Annotated in this window: 13 protein-coding genes, 1 rRNA gene and 1 other annotated feature; all 14 genes read right to left on the reverse strand. The window is 38.8% G+C overall.

Features of this window, described 5'->3' with window-relative positions:
• A 16S ribosomal RNA gene (locus tag ACEN36_RS10720) occupies positions 1 to 113 on the reverse strand; the annotation flags it as partial.
• Between the two features lie 470 nt (positions 114 to 583).
• Positions 584 to 1,120, reverse strand: coding sequence for a peptide-methionine (S)-S-oxide reductase MsrA (gene msrA, locus ACEN36_RS10725; protein WP_407103303.1), 537 nt, complete (start codon positions 1,118 to 1,120; stop codon positions 584 to 586).
• Between the two features lie 164 nt (positions 1,121 to 1,284).
• The gene (serS, locus tag ACEN36_RS10730) at positions 1,285 to 2,559 is read right to left on the reverse strand and encodes a serine--tRNA ligase (RefSeq protein ID WP_407126573.1); all 1,275 of its coding nucleotides are present in this window, start codon (positions 2,557 to 2,559) and stop codon (positions 1,285 to 1,287) included.
• A 53-nt stretch (positions 2,560 to 2,612) separates the two neighbouring features.
• Positions 2,613 to 2,851: a binding site (T-box leader), on the reverse strand.
• A gap of 70 nt (positions 2,852 to 2,921) precedes the next feature.
• Entirely contained in the window at positions 2,922 to 4,277 is a 1,356-nt protein-coding gene (locus tag ACEN36_RS10735) for a serine hydrolase (protein ID WP_407097295.1), read from the reverse strand.
• 213 nt (positions 4,278 to 4,490) lie between these two features.
• The gene (locus ACEN36_RS10740; RefSeq protein WP_407097294.1) at positions 4,491 to 5,615 is read right to left on the reverse strand and encodes a sensor histidine kinase; all 1,125 of its coding nucleotides are present in this window, start codon (positions 5,613 to 5,615) and stop codon (positions 4,491 to 4,493) included.
• 62 nt (positions 5,616 to 5,677) lie between these two features.
• Complete coding sequence (locus ACEN36_RS10745) at positions 5,678 to 6,364, reverse strand: response regulator transcription factor (RefSeq protein WP_407103076.1); 687 nt, start codon at positions 6,362 to 6,364, stop codon at positions 5,678 to 5,680.
• A 963-nt stretch (positions 6,365 to 7,327) separates the two neighbouring features.
• On the reverse strand, positions 7,328 to 8,809 hold the full coding sequence (guaB, locus tag ACEN36_RS10750; protein WP_407097300.1) for an IMP dehydrogenase: 1,482 nt from the start codon (positions 8,807 to 8,809) through the stop codon (positions 7,328 to 7,330).
• A 329-nt stretch (positions 8,810 to 9,138) separates the two neighbouring features.
• A complete protein-coding gene (locus ACEN36_RS10755; RefSeq protein ID WP_407097292.1) occupies positions 9,139 to 9,855 on the reverse strand; it encodes a DUF1129 domain-containing protein in 717 nt (238 codons plus the stop codon).
• A 23-nt stretch (positions 9,856 to 9,878) separates the two neighbouring features.
• Entirely contained in the window at positions 9,879 to 10,979 is a 1,101-nt protein-coding gene (ychF, locus tag ACEN36_RS10760; RefSeq protein WP_407103075.1) for a redox-regulated ATPase YchF, read from the reverse strand.
• Positions 10,980 to 11,001: 22 nt separating this feature from the next.
• Positions 11,002 to 11,211, reverse strand: coding sequence for a DUF951 domain-containing protein (locus ACEN36_RS10765; RefSeq protein WP_079650637.1), 210 nt, complete (start codon positions 11,209 to 11,211; stop codon positions 11,002 to 11,004).
• A gap of 34 nt (positions 11,212 to 11,245) precedes the next feature.
• The gene (locus ACEN36_RS10770; RefSeq protein ID WP_407103073.1) at positions 11,246 to 12,133 is read right to left on the reverse strand and encodes a ParB/RepB/Spo0J family partition protein; all 888 of its coding nucleotides are present in this window, start codon (positions 12,131 to 12,133) and stop codon (positions 11,246 to 11,248) included.
• Entirely contained in the window at positions 12,126 to 12,887 is a 762-nt protein-coding gene (locus ACEN36_RS10775; protein WP_407097289.1) for a ParA family protein, read from the reverse strand. Before ACEN36_RS10775 ends, ACEN36_RS10770 begins: the two co-directional genes overlap by 8 nt.
• Positions 12,888 to 13,019: 132 nt before the next feature.
• Positions 13,020 to 13,892, reverse strand: a complete 873-nt coding sequence (noc, locus tag ACEN36_RS10780; protein WP_407103072.1) for a nucleoid occlusion protein — start codon at positions 13,890 to 13,892, stop codon at positions 13,020 to 13,022.
• A 134-nt stretch (positions 13,893 to 14,026) separates the two neighbouring features.
• The gene (gene rsmG, locus ACEN36_RS10785) at positions 14,027 to 14,743 is read right to left on the reverse strand and encodes a 16S rRNA (guanine(527)-N(7))-methyltransferase RsmG (RefSeq protein ID WP_407103071.1); all 717 of its coding nucleotides are present in this window, start codon (positions 14,741 to 14,743) and stop codon (positions 14,027 to 14,029) included.
• Positions 14,744 to 15,108: the final 365 nt, after the last annotated feature.

Consider the following 15,108-nt stretch of genomic DNA (forward strand, 5'->3'; position numbering starts at 1 on the left):
ACCCGTCCGCCACTCTTCTTTCTCGGTGCAAGCACCGATAGGAAGCGTTCGACTTGCATGTATTAGGCACGCCGCCAGCGTTCGTCCTGAGCCAGGATCAAACTCTCATAAAAGTTGCAGACCGAAGTCTGCTTATTTTAATGATGCTTGTAGCTCATTAATTGATTGCTAGCGAATAAATATTCACTAATTTGTTTGTTTTGGCACTTGCCAAAACTTCCTTACACGTTTGGTTCGTCTTACTTTGTTTAGTTTTCAAAGGTCTAATTTCGTTCGCGTTGTCGCTGAGACAACTTCTTAATAATACCAGATCGTCGACTCAATGTCAACAACTTTTTGAAATTATTTTTTGTTACTGGTTTGTTGAATCTTTGTCACCTGCAACGTTTATTACTATACCAACATTCTTGGGTTTCGTCAAGCTTTTCATTGAAATAAAATTTACAAAATACCAAAGCTGAACTTTACAAATCAAACCTTCGCTAAAACGACATATTTCATTCAAATTAGCGAACGTTAGTCGATTGATTTCTAAAATGGTACAGCTTTAATCAAAATGTATATTTATTGCAAAAATATACTATTATTCATTTCCCCAGTTTTGTTGGATAAACCCGACTCTACCTGAACCGCGACTGTATCTATTGTAATGAGCACTATTTTTCTTGTAGAAGTCTTGGTGATACTCTTCTGCTTCATAGAATGGTTGTGCCGGTTCTATAGAGGTAACAATCGGTTGCTGAAATCTTCCGCTGCTTTGTAAAGCTTGTTTAGAAGCTTCTGCAATTCTCTTTTGCTCTTCATCATAATAAAAAATAACAGGGCGGTAAGAATCTCCTTTGTCTGCAAATTGACCTGAAGCATCTGTTGGGTCCGTTTGTCTCCAATACACTTCTACTAAATCTTCGTATTTAAATACTTCTGGATCATAAGTGATTTGTACAGCTTCTGTATGTCCAGTAGTACCCGTTGTAACTTCTTCATATGTTGGATTCTTAACGTGCCCACCCGTATATCCAGAAACTACTTTCTCTATACCGGGTAGAGAATCAAAAGGTTTTACCATACACCAGAAACATCCGCCAGCAAATGTAGCTTGTTTTAAATTAGTTTGTCCCATCTCTATACCTTCTTTTCTAAATTAGTATTTACTAGTATATCACCTTTAATGGAGTTTTTAAAAAGTTACGATTGATGTTAATTGCAAAAAGGAAGCATCAAATGACTGCTTCCTTTTGTACCCGTCTGATTAATAGAACAAGTTGCTACTATATAATACATTTTTTAACGGATTTCAGTTAATCCACCCATATAGGAAACCAATGCTTCCGGAATTTTTACTGAGCCATCTGCTTGTTGATAGTTTTCTAGAATAGCTGCTACTGTTCGTCCTACTGCTAGTCCTGAACCATTTAACGTATGAACGTATTCTAATTTGCCTGTTTCTTCATTACGGTAGCGGATTTTTGCTCTTCTAGCTTGAAAAGCTTCCGTATTTGAGCAAGAAGAAATTTCGCGATACGTATTTTGAGCAGGTATCCATACTTCTAAATCATATGTTTTGGCTGCTGAAAAGCCCATATCTCCTGTACACAATGCCAACACACGGTAAGGAAGATTCAATTTTTGCAGCACATCCTCCGCATTAGCAGTCATTTTTTCTAGTTCTTCATATGATTCTTCAGGTTTACTAAATTTAACCATTTCTACTTTATTGAATTGGTGCAAACGAATCAAACCTCTGGTGTCTCGTCCAGCACTTCCAGCTTCAGATCTAAAAGAAGGGCTTAAAGCTGTGAAATAAATCGGCAATTCTTTTGCATCAATAATCTCATCTTGGTAATAGTTGGTCAGTGGTACTTCAGCGGTTGGAATCAAGGTCAGATCACTGTCTTGCATTTGGAAAACATCTTCTTTAAATTTAGGGAATTGTCCTGTTCCAAACATCGCTTTGCTGTTTACCAAGTAAGGTGTCATCATTTCTGTATAGTTGTGTTCATAAATATGCAAGTCTAACATAAAATTGTAAACAGCTCGTTCTAGGCGAGCTCCAAGTCCTTTATAGTAAAGAAAACGGCTGCCAGATACTTTCGCGCCCCGTTCGAAATCTAAAATCCCCAATTCTTCCCCTATTTCCCAGTGGGGTTTAGGCACAAAGTCATAACTAGGAGTTTCGCCCCATTTGCGTATTTCTACGTTTTCTTCTTCATCAGCGCCAACTGGTACTGATTCGTGCGGTAAATTAGGTAAACGAGTGGCAATGTTTTCCAGGTTCTCTTCTATAGTAGCCAACTCTTGATCCAACTGTTTGATCTTTCCGCCTACTTCACGCATTTCAATGATTTTACTCTCTGCATTTTCTTTCGCGCGCTTTAATGTAGCAATTGCATCGGATACTTCATTACGGTAGCTTTTTAACTTTTCTGTTTCGACTATTAAATCACGTCTCTTACCATCCAATTCGAGGTAACGATTCAACTCTTCTTCCTTAACTCCACGAGCAGCTAATTTTTTAGCCACTTCATCAAAATTGTTTCTCAGCTCTTTGTTGTCTAACATTGTTTTCCCTCCTAAAATTGTATGTACAAAAAAAGTCCAATCCTCCCTAATGATATAGGGACGAATTGGACTATCTATTTCGCGGTACCACCCAGATTTAACTTTATAAAAAAGCTACTCTCTACTTCAGATAACGGTCTGGAGCCGAAATAATTTAATACTTAACCACAAACTGCTAAGGTTCATTATTTACTTCACGTGATGGATTCAAGAAAAGTAATTATCAGCTTGCACCACCCGCTGACTCTCTGCAAATCAATTCTTCTTTACTAGCTCACATTACTAACGTTCAATCTATTGAATTTATGTGCCTTTATTTTAACGAATCACTATTTATAAGTCAACAAAAACTAATATTTGGCTTACTTGAAGATATCAGCGAATAAATCTGAGAAGAAGTTTCCGACCCAACGACCTGAAAGTACAAATACATTTGCTTTTTCAATGGCTTCTGTTGCAACAGCCGATACTTCTTGCCCATCATTTCCATCAATGTATCCTAGATCTTCACCTTCAACAGATACTTGGACTTTACCCATCTCTTGTCCTTTTTTAAGCGGAGCTGTTACTTGGTCTTCCGCATTTAGCAACTCTGGATCAGCAACAAAGTCAGCTGTTACAGATTCTGCGTCTGTTCCTTGTGGGACGACAATCGTTACATCAGAACCCGCTGAGACCTCTGCAGAATCAGCTTTTCCTTTATCAACAGCTACCGTTCCAGCTTCAGATACAACGTCTCCTTCTTTATAAACATCTAAGAAGTCCCAGTTGGCAAATACCCAATCCATGATTTTATCGGTTTCTTTGAAACGAGCCCCTTTGTCTGTCTCACCGTTTTCTGCATTCATTACGATAGTGATAATACGCATGTCATCTTCTTTTGCCGTACCAGCTATTGAAGCTCCAGCAAAATCAGTCGTTCCTGTTTTAAGACCATCCACGTTTTCACGTTCAAATAACAAACCTTCCAGCATCCAGTTCCAGTTCGACATATCAATAGCGTCGGAAGTTCCTTCTCTAAAAGTCATTTTAGGAATACTCGTTGTTTCCAATACCTCTGGATAATCATTGACCAAATGCATCGCTACTTCAGCAATTCCTCTTGCAGTCATAGTGTTTTCATCTGTCTCTGAACTACCTGGATAAACATTTCCTTGTAAATCAGAATTATTTAAACCTGTAGCATTATAGATTTGGTATTCTGTGATACCCCACTCGTCCAGTTGTTCTCTCATTAAGTCAACAAAAGCTGGTTCTGATCCTGCAATAGCTTCAGCAATTGCGATCGTTGAGCCATTTGCTGAATAGATTGCTAGTGACTGGTACAATTCTTCGATAGAATAAGTTTCGTCTTGACGCAAATGAACATTTGACAGTCTTGTATCATGACTGATCTTAAATGCATAATCACTAATAGAAACTTGTTGATCCCAGCTCACTTCGCCAGCCTCAATAGCTTCAAATAAAATATATTCTACAATCATTTTCGTCATCGAAGCAATTCCTAGTGGAGTGTCTCCATTTTGGTTCAACAACACTTTTCCTGTTCCTGCTTCTATAGCAAAGGCAGCATTTGCATTGATTTCAGGTGCTTGTGAAGCTGCTACAGCTTCTGTCGTGACGTTAAATTCTGTTCCAGCAATTTGAAAAGTAGGCGCTGCTGTCCCAACTAAGATTGTAGTAGCAAGGATAGCTCCGAATTTTTTAAGTTTTTTCATGGGTTTTATGTTCTCCTCAATCATATGATGATTTGTTTTTTAGTTTTTCTTTTAAATTCATTAAGTAATAGAGATAAATAAGTAATTTTCTCGCTTTTTCTATATTAACGAAGAAGGTATAAAAAAACAACCCTCTTTCCCGTTAAAGAAAGAATGACGGCTGTTTTGTGTTCACATTTTTTTAAAATGATTCACGTGAAACAATCAAGCATTTCACTCTAGAGAATTTAGTGGAAGTCGGATAATAAAACGCGTCCAGTTTTTATCTGATACTGCACTGATCGTCCCGTGATGCAATTCTACAATACTTTGAGCAATCGCTAGACCTAAACCAGTTCCAGCAGTCTCTTGAGAACGGGATTCATCCGCTCGGTAAAAACGATCAAAAAGATGCGCTAAAGCTTTGGAAGAAATTTTCTTCCCATCATTTTTGATGGTGATCACTGCTTCCTGTGCTTCCTGTTCCACTTCAATTAAGATGTGTTTGCCGTCTTTCCCGTATTTCAAAGCATTTGATAACAAATTATTGAATACCCGCACTAACTTTTCAGTGTCCGCTTCCATCTGCAAATGAGTTAAATGAGACACTACTTCAATTTCCATTTCACGTTTGCTCGCTTCTAACTCAAAATCAGCAGCAATTTGCTCCAGCATTTGGATCATATCAAAAGAAGTCGGCGTCAAAGGAGTCGTTTTTTGACGTACTCTGGTGTATTCAAACAGATCATCTACCAGAACTTTCATTTGCTTGGCTTTAGTGTACGCAGTTCTGGTGTACTTCAACAATTCTTCATTACTTTGGTAGCGTCCTTCTTCAATCAAGCCTAAGTAACCGATAATGGACGTTAGAGGAGTACGTATATCGTGACTGACATTGGTAATCAACTCATCTTTTGATTGTTCGATCATCCGTTCCTCTTCCATGGCTCTCACGGTACTGTCTACCAGCACATGGATACTATCCACTACTTCAGACATATCTCCTCGGTAATCATGTGAAATTCGATGTTCATAATGGCCTTCTGCAATGTAATGCAGTTCACTGATAATGTGGTTCAGCTGGTATTGACGGTAACGTCTTTTTAATCGCCAGTACGTCACTATTACGACGGATATCAGTAATAAAATAAGAAATGGTGGTGTAGAAGTAAACACTTGGCCGTCTTCAAGGTTGATGATCACGTCACCGATTACCCAAATAGATTTGAATGATTCAGGAAAAGCCAGCACTACACGTCTAAAAATCATGTGCACAGCATAGTAAGATAAGCACATTAATCCTGCAGTGATAAAAGCTTCTATAATCATTTTACTTTTTTCTTTTCTGGACAATTTCATGAGGAAAAAACTCCTTATATATAGTAGAAAGAACTGTTAGCGACAGCAAATAAAACCGCACCTTAACGATCTTCGATTTTATACCCTACTCCCCATACTGTTTGAATGACTTTCTCTCCACCAGTAGCTTCTTCAATCTTATCGCGCAAATGACTTACGTGAACCATAACGGTTTTCGCAGAAACAATACTTTCTTGCTGCCACACACGTTCAAAAATTTCTTCTGCGCTGAAAACACGGTTGGGATGACTGGCCAATAAATACAAAATACCGAATTCCAACACCGTAAGGACAATTTTTGTGCCAGTAATTGTTGAAACTTCGTGCGATTCTTTTTCAATAATCAGCGGCCCAATCTCCAATTTATCTGGTTGTTCAGGAACTCCCATATACTTACTCCTGCGAAGCAATGATTTGATACGGGCCATCACTTCTAACGGATTAAATGGTTTGACCACATAATCATCGGCTCCCGTCATTAAACCTTTTATCTTATCCACATCTGTTGTCTTAGCGCTCAACATTAAAATAGGCAGTTGCGAGTCTTTTCGAATTTCTTTAATGATCTCGTACCCGTCCATTTCGGGCATCATGACGTCTAAAACGACTAAATCGATCTCTTGCGTGTTCAATTTGCTCAATGCATCTTTTCCATTATAGGCTTTCTCTAAATCGAAGCCCTCATTTTGAATATATATCCCTAATAATTCAACAATTTCTTTATCATCATCAACGACCAATATTTTCATAACAATCCCTCGTTTTTCTTAGAATATAGTCACCTTCATCATAACAAAAAATAGCCGCTCTAAAGGTAAAATAATGATTAAGTTTTAAGAGAGTGGAGAAGAGTGTTTAGACTACTGGCTATAAGAAAATCTCAATAGACAGATGCGCAGAAAATGATTCAGCTGCTTAGTAAAATCTCCCCCAGAATCGAGTGTGCTTGGTGAGATCCATAGGAACGCTTTGCCGAAACCGTTGGAGCGTTAGCGAAGTACGGATTCGGTATGCGTAGCGAAGTCCAGCGCCTATGCTTTTTTAGAATATAGTACAACGATTAGTCATTTACGCTACTTAAGTTCTTCTAAGACAGCTTTTATTACTTCCAATATATTTCTCTTAATAAGCAAAAATAGTTTCAAAAATAAACTCTCTTAACTTTCACACACAAAAAAATTCTGGAGAAATCGTGATTGCTGGTAGCTATGTTCAAGATGAAATGCGAATTAGTCCGAGTTAACGCTTCAGCATTTATTTGGACTTTGAGGTTTGAAAGCTTTGAGACACTTTTTGACTCAAAGCGGTCCCATGGCTTTCACCCAGCAATCACGATTTTGGAAGAATTTTTTCTCTTTTCTTCAAGCCAAACGAAATCTTAAAATATCTAAATTTTAATTTACAAAAAAAGACTGCCTCAACTGAGACAATCTTTTAGTCTAAACGGCTTGCGTCACGCTCTTACTAGACGCGTTATGCAAGCCAGACTCTCTATGATTTCACTCCTCCTTTTGTTTGGGAAAAGCACCCAATTAAAAGGAGGAGATGAACTCTACGAGAGTCTAAACGGCTTGCGTCACGCTCTTACTAGACGCGTTATGCAAGCCAGACTCTCTATGATTTCACTCCTCCTTTTATTTGGGAAAAGCACCCAATTAAAAGGAGGAGATGAACTCTACGAGAGTCTAAACGGCTTGCGTCACGCTCTTATCTTACTGAATAGAGTAGTTTGGTGATTCTTTTGTAATTTGTACATCGTGTGGGTGAGATTCGCGTAAACCTGCACCACTCATTTGAACAAATTGAGCATCTTCACGAAGCTCTTTTAAATTTCCTGCTCCAACATATCCCATACCTGAACGGATTCCGCCAAGCATTTGGAAAATAATATCTTGGACGCTTCCTTTATAAGCTACACGTCCTTCGATGCCTTCAGGAACTAGCTTATTCGCTTCATTGGTTGCTTTTTGGAAGTAACGATCACTGGAACCAGCTTTCATTGCGCCTAAGCTGCCCATTCCACGATAAGTCTTGAAACGGCGTCCTTGGAAAATCTCGAATTCACCTGGAGATTCATCTGTACCAGCTAACATGCTGCCCAGCATTACTGCGTGTCCTCCAGCAGCCATCGCTTTAACAATGTCTCCAGAATACTTGATTCCGCCATCAGCAATAATAGATTTGCCATACTCTTTAGCAGCTGTAGCTGCATCGTAAATCGCTGTGATTTGAGGAACACCAACACCCGCAACAACACGTGTCGTACAAATAGAACCTGGTCCAATACCAACTTTTACAACGTCAACTCCAACATCGAACAACGCTCTAGTTGCTGCGCCTGTTGCCACGTTACCAGCAATTAAATCAATATTTGGGAATTCTTCACGAATTTCTTTGATTTTACGGATAACGCCGGCACTATGTCCATGGGCTGTATCCACAATAATAGCATCCACACCTGCGTCAATTAACGCTTGAGCACGTTCAAACGTATCACTTGTTACTCCTACTGCTGCAGCAACTAATAAACGACCATGTTTGTCTTTAGCGCCATTAGGGAATTGGATGATCTTTTCAATATCTTTGATTGTGATCAACCCACTCAAACGACCCTCTTTATCTACTAAGGGTAATTTTTCAATTTTGTGTTGATGCAATAACTGTTCTGCTTCTTTGAGAGAAGTACCTTCTGGAGCCGTAACAAGTTTATCTTTCGTCATGACATCATTGATTTTTTGAGAGTAATCTGTGATGAAACGCATATCACGATTCGTTAAAATTCCTACTAATGTGCGTTCTTCCATTGTGTTGACAACTGGAACACCGCTGATACGGTAACGGGACATCAATGCTTCTGCATCTGAAACAAGATGATCAGGAGTCAAATAAAATGGATCAATAATAACGCCGCTTTCTGAACGTTTTACTTTACGTACTTCATCAGCTTGCGCTTCAATACTCATATTTTTATGAATAACACCTAACCCGCCTTGACGCGCCATAGCAATCGCCATATTTGCATCTGTTACAGTATCCATACTTGCACTCATAATTGGAATATTCAATTTAATCTTTTTAGTCAATTGAACACTCAAATCTACATCATTCGGCAATACATGGCTTTCCGCCGGCATTAATAAAACATCATCAAACGTAAACCCTTTTTTAGCAAATTTCGTTTCCCAGTTAGACATTTCCATCAAGCACTCCTTCTCAAATATACTGAACTTTTGTCAGATTTTTTACTATCTAACCTATCAAAATAACCCCCTTGCGTCAAGCCGTTTTCCCATTTCTTTCAAGATTTGCCTCCTTTTCTCATTTGTTCCTCATTCCAAATAGCAAAATAAAAAACTGCTGATTCGATTCGAAAATAAATCTCGAATGGAATCAGCAGCTTAAGTTATTTTGTATGAACATTGCATAATCGCAACTGTTCGGAAAGAACCTCCCACTGTCACAGTCGCAAGTCGTTCAGTAAGTATAACGTGTTTTGGAAATCAAAATGGGTTGCTCCACGCTCTTAAAATAAGGTCCCTTTTACGTGGTATTTGCGTTTGAAGTACCATTTCCCTGCAAAGGCAAGTGCTCCGATAATCAGATTAACGATGCCTGGCAACACGACGTTGATTGAAGTTGGGAGAAGAGCCATTGATCCGGTCATGACGATAATCCAAGCAAACATCGCTACAACGGAAACTAAAATGTAGCGCAATAAACTTCCTTTGACGCCTTGAGTAGGTGCATTCTTAGTGATCGCCAAAATAACAAATCCCCCCACTATGAAGTTCAATAGAAGAGTGATGATTCCCATACCCGTAGAATTAGCCCCATCTCCCAACAAAGCGGACAATCCTGTAATCAAAGCAAACATTCCACCCAACATCAGTGCTCCATCTACGTACAGCTTCCAATCTTCGGAACGTTCTGCTTTCCCGTCAACCGCTTGTTGAGGACCTTCAACGATTTCAATAGAACGCTCGGTAACCGTACCATATAATTTACGGGCTGTTATTCCAGAAGCTTGTTGAGAAATGATATTCTTTAACATGTCGTTAAACACTCTTGTTTTGTCATCATCTGGGTAATTAGCTTCTATCAAACGTTTGTCCAGTTTAGCCATGTAATCTTCATTTTTGTTAGTCAATTGTGCATATAAAGTAGTATTTTCTTCTTTCAACGCTACCAAATTATCTACTGCTTGTTCAGCGTTTACTTTTTTCTCTTCATTCTTCTTCACCGATTTAAAGCCCCCTATTTAGTCTATACATTAAATCTAAAGAGCATAATGTCGCCGTCTTGAACTACATACTCTTTACCTTCTGAACGCATTTTACCTGCTTCTTTCGCTGCTTTTTCACTGCCCAGTTGATCAAAGTCTTCATAAGCGATGGTTTCAGCGCGAATAAAGCCTCGTTCAAAATCTGTATGGATTACTCCGGCTGCTTGAGGAGCTTTCATGCCTTTTTTAAATGTCCAAGCTCGTACTTCTTGTACACCAGCTGTGAAATAAGTGCCCAAGCCTAGTAGATTGTAAGCAGAACGAATCAATTTGTCTAAACCAGCTTCTTCAATTCCCAAGTCTTCTAAGAACATGGCTTTTTCATCATCATCCAGTTCAGCAATTTCTTCTTCCGCACGTGCACAAATCACGATCACTTCTGCATTTTCTTTAGCCGCATACTCGCGCACTTGTTTTACATATTCGTTTTTATCAGCATTCGTAATATCGTCTTCTGCAACGTTAGCTACATATAAAACAGGTTTTGTTGTTAACAAGAAAAAGCTTTTTACTGTCGGCATTTCATCGTCGGTAAAGTCTACTGAACGAGCGGGTTGCCCAGCTTCTAAAGCCGGCTTGATTTTATTTAAAACCGCTAATTCAGCCATAGCTTCCTTGTCTTTAGTTTTAGCCATTTTAGCTACACGTTTTTGACGTTTATCAACAGACTCTAAATCCGCCAATACCAACTCTAAGTTGATTGTTTCGATATCATCGATCGGATCTACTTTTCCGCTAACATGCGTGATATTGTCATCATCAAAACAACGCACGACTTGACAAATCGCATCTACTTCACGGATATTAGCCAAGAATTTATTTCCCAGTCCTTCTCCTTTACTAGCCCCTTTAACGATTCCAGCAATATCTGTAAACTCAAAAGTTGTGGGAACAGTTCGTTTCGGTTCAACTAGTTCAGTCAATCGATTCAAACGGTAATCCGGTACTTCTACTACTCCTACGTTAGGGTCGATCGTTGCAAACGGGTAATTTGCTGCTTCTGCTCCTGCTTTGGTGATGGCGTTAAACAATGTTGATTTCCCCACATTTGGCAATCCTACTATTCCTGCTGTTAATGGCATACTATCTGCTCACTTTCTATGATTAAAATTTACTGCTCGATTCACTTTTCTTCTCTGCAGTTTCAAGAACTTTTTTCATTTTCCGTTCAAAATCTCTTCTCGGCATCATGACCATATGACCGCACTTTGTGCACTTGATGCGAATATCCATTCCCATACGGATGATTTGCCAGCGATTTGCGCCACAAGGATGCGGTTTTTTCATTTCTACAATATCGTTTAAATCATACATCAAAGCCACTTCCATTCTTTAGTTATGCCCGGACTCATTCCTCATCAAATTGGATCTCAAGAATATCCAAGATCCGAGTTAAATCCTCTGTAGAAAGATACTCAATTTCAATCTTTCCTTTGCTTTTCTTGTCATTGATTGAGACATTTGTGCCAAATTTATCCATCAAACGCTCTTCGCTTTCACGAATATAATAAGGCTTTTTCACAGGTTCTTTAGACTGTGGTTTTTGTTTGCTTTCATTCATCTGTGATACCAACTGCTCGATTTGTCGAACGGTCAGATTATCTTTGATCACTTTTTTGGCCACTCGGACGATTTGTTTTTTATCTTTTAAACCCAATAGAGTGCGGGCTTGTCCCATTGAAATAGTATTCGTTTGCAACATTTTTTTGACTTCCTCTGGCAATCCCAACAGTCTTAAATAATTGGCGATGTACGGACGGCTTTTTCCTAATCGTTGAGCCACTTCTTCTTGAGTCAATTTCAAATTTTTCATTAACATGTTGTAAGCTTCTGCTTCTTCAAGAGGTGATAAGTCTTCTCGTTGCAAGTTTTCTAATACAGCGACTTGCATCATCGTTTCTTCGTCAAATTCTCTGACAATAGCCGGAATCGTATCTTTACCAGCTAGTTTAGAAGCTCTAAATCGGCGCTCTCCAGCAATGATTTCAAACCCTTTTGCAGCAGACTCTCGTAAAATAATCGGCTGAAATACACCAGACTGTTTGATTGAAGCTGCTAACTCATTCAACGCTTCTTCGTCAAAAGTACGGCGCGGTTGATAAGGATTCGGACGAATCTCGATCAACTGAATCTCTTGTACCCGTTCGTCATTAGCGTCCACTTTATCAAATTCTGCAAATTCCGTAAACAACGCATCGATTCCGCGGCCGAGACCTTTACTGTTTTTATTAACCAACTGCTAACACTTCCTTTGCTAGTTCAACATAAACTTCTGCACCTCTGGAACGTGGATCGTAATCAATAATAGATAAACCATGGCTTGGTGCTTCAGATAAACGGATATTGCGTGGAATAATCGTTTTATAAACTTTTTCACGGAAATATTTTTTCACTTCATCCACTACTTCATAACCGAGATTTGTTCGCGCATCTAACATCGTCAGCAATACCCCTTCGATTCTTAGATCAGGGTTAAAGTGTTTTTGAACCAGCCGGACTGTATTCAGCAATTGGCTTAACCCTTCAAGAGCATAGTACTCACATTGTACTGGGATAAGAATGGAATCACTAGCTGTAAAAGCATTGATGGTTAAATGCCCTAATGAAGGCGGACAATCAATCAAAATATAATCGTACTCATCCTGCAAGTCACGTAAAGCACTTTTTAGACGAGATTCTCGAGCCATTTGCGTCGTTAATTCAATTTCTGCCCCAGCCAACTGAATGGTTGCCGGCACTACCCATAGATTTTCTCTAGAGGATGGCATGACAACTTCTGCTATCGGGGTTTCATTTACCAACACATCATAAATGTCTTTTTCAACATCTACCTTACGTACTCCTAAACCACTTGTCGCATTTCCTTGTGCATCAATATCAATCAATAAAATCTTCTTTCCTTGATGCGCTAATGCAGCGCCTAGATTTACCGTTGTGGTTGTTTTTCCAACGCCGCCTTTTTGATTTGCTACTGATATCACTCGGGCCATTTCATTTCCTCCATATTATAAACTCGCTAAAGCTGAACAATTCTTCTTTTCCAACACCAAACAAAAAGAGAGATACGACACGCATCTCTCCTTATACGCATCTTTTCCAAATGATTTTTCATTTGCCGCTCTTTATTCTTTTTTGTCTTTAGGGATCTCAATCGTGATCCGATAAACATCCTCTAAGTTTTCTTCGGTTGCTTTGATCTTCATACCGGTCTCTTTTACCATAGAGACTGTTTTTTTGATCGTATTCATCGCCAAACGAACATCTTTAGAGACGCTTTTTCGTCTAGCTTTTTTTGGAACTTCTTTTGTCAACTCTGCAGTTTCATTTTTGATCAGTTGTTCTACTTCTTTGACCGTTAATTTTTCTGCTTTGATCCGGCCAAGGTATGCCTGTTGTTTTTCCGTATCCACTGCCAACAAACTACGTCCATGACGTTCAGTGATCTCGTTTTGCAATAAAGCCGTTCTGACGGGTTCAGACAACTTCAGCAACCTCAGTTTATTGGCTACAAAAGATTGGCTTTTCCCAATACGTCCAGCTAATGTCTCTTGGGTGATTTTATTCATGTGCATCAAGTCTCGATACGCTTGCGCTTCTTCAATAGAAGTCAACTCTTCACGCTGCAAATTCTCGATCAACGCTACCGACGCGGTTTCTTTATCCGTCATTTCCGTAACGATCGCTGTAACTTCTGTCCATTCTAATAGTTGAACAGCTCGAAAGCGACGTTCCCCAGCAATTATCTCATAATGATCTTCTTCTGTTTTACGCAAAATGATCGGTTGGATCAATCCATGCTCTTCTATAGTACGCGAAAGTTCCTGCAGCTTTTCATCATTAAAGATTTTTCTAGGCTGGAACTGGTTGGGACGAATATTTTTTACCGGAATCTGTTGCACTTTTGATGAATCACTGAGTTCCTCCGCAAATATTTCTTCCATTTTCTCTGTTTTTTTCTTGGATTTTCCTGAACCAAACAAATCAGACAAAGCCATAATTCGCTAAACTCCCCTTAATTTCTACTCTGTACAACTCCAAATACTCTTCTATTATAACAAATGCCATTCTTAAAACATAGGTACTGCCACAAAAAGACAATCCTTGTTCAAATGCTCATGCAATTGGTTCGTTATAAAGGATTTTTATTTGGTGTACCTGGTTTTCTAGGGTATTTATTTGGGGTCTCTTTTTTCTTATCGATCACTAAGATATGACGTTCCCCAGCTTCATTCGGCAACTCAAAAGAGAATTCCTCGCGAAACTTACCGCCTAAAGTAGCAATGGCTTTTTTACTGTCTTGCATTTCTGTTTCGCTGCTGGCTGCTTTCATAGCTATAAATGCTCCGCCCTTTTTAACCAAAGGCAAACACAATTCCGACAATACACTCATTCTGGCTACAGCTCTGGCTGTAACATAGTCAAAAGTTTCTCTGAATTGCTTATTTTGACCAAATGTTTCTGCACGATCATGGTACAAATGAACATTTTCTAATCCTAATGTCTCAACTAGTAATTTCAAAAATTGAATTCGCTTATTTAGTGAATCAACAATCGTTACTTCCAACTCTGGAAAAACGATTTTTAGGGGGATGCTTGGAAATCCTGCACCAGCACCTACATCACACAGGCTTTGGACCCCTTTAGTAAAATCCACATACAATCCAGCTGTAATCGAATCATAAAAATGTTTCAGATAAACTTCTTCACGTTGAGTAATTGCGGTTAAGTTGATTTTTTCGTTCCACTCTTGCAACAGTTTTAAATATTGCTCAAACTGTTCCATTTTCTTTTCTGTAAGCGGAATCCCTTTCTCTTGAAGGGCTTTTTTAAACTCTTCTGGGTTCATCATTCCAACTCCTTGTTTTCCAAATGTGAAACACAATTTGTTTCACGGATTACTTGTTTAACTGTATAACAAATCCCTTTGAACTTCAATGCTTTTAGAAGAATTTTTACGAAAAATTTCTGTCTATTCTCTCTTTGGATAACAATTAGATTAGAAAGATTAAAATTAAATGATTTTATTTATTGACGTTCTCATAGAAGGTCGTTAAACTATCTTCAATGGTCAAAAAAATACAGTGCAGACAAAGGAGTTGTTGAAAAATGATGAATCTAAAAACACATCTAGCGAGACCTGTTTCTCGTATTTTCAGCAGCTCTTTTGTCGTCATTGTCATTTTATTACTTTAGCTAGGATTCGAACTATTC

This window comes from Desemzia sp. FAM 23989 (assembly GCF_045528345.1).
GTDB lineage: Bacteria > Bacillota > Bacilli > Lactobacillales > Carnobacteriaceae > Desemzia.

Coding starts and splice junctions, on each gene's coding strand:
- ACEN36_RS10765 (WP_079650637.1), bottom strand. CDS start 11,211: ATGTATGATTTAAACGATATTGTAGAAATGAAAAAACCGCATCCTTGT.
- guaB (WP_407097300.1), bottom strand. CDS start 8,809: ATGTCTAACTGGGAAACGAAATTTGCTAAAAAAGGGTTTACGTTTGAT.
- msrA (WP_407103303.1), bottom strand. CDS start 1,120: ATGGGACAAACTAATTTAAAACAAGCTACATTTGCTGGCGGATGTTTC.
- ychF (WP_407103075.1), bottom strand. CDS start 10,979: ATGCCATTAACAGCAGGAATAGTAGGATTGCCAAATGTGGGGAAATCA.
- ACEN36_RS10775 (WP_407097289.1), bottom strand. CDS start 12,887: ATGGCCCGAGTGATATCAGTAGCAAATCAAAAAGGCGGCGTTGGAAAA.
- ACEN36_RS10745 (WP_407103076.1), bottom strand. CDS start 6,364: ATGAAAATATTGGTCGTTGATGATGATAAAGAAATTGTTGAATTATTA.
- serS (WP_407126573.1), bottom strand. CDS start 2,559: ATGTTAGACAACAAAGAGCTGAGAAACAATTTTGATGAAGTGGCTAAA.
- rsmG (WP_407103071.1), bottom strand. CDS start 14,743: ATGAACCCAGAAGAGTTTAAAAAAGCCCTTCAAGAGAAAGGGATTCCG.
- ACEN36_RS10735 (WP_407097295.1), bottom strand. CDS start 4,277: ATGAAAAAACTTAAAAAATTCGGAGCTATCCTTGCTACTACAATCTTA.
- noc (WP_407103072.1), bottom strand. CDS start 13,892: ATGGCTTTGTCTGATTTGTTTGGTTCAGGAAAATCCAAGAAAAAAACA.
- ACEN36_RS10740 (WP_407097294.1), bottom strand. CDS start 5,615: ATGAAATTGTCCAGAAAAGAAAAAAGTAAAATGATTATAGAAGCTTTT.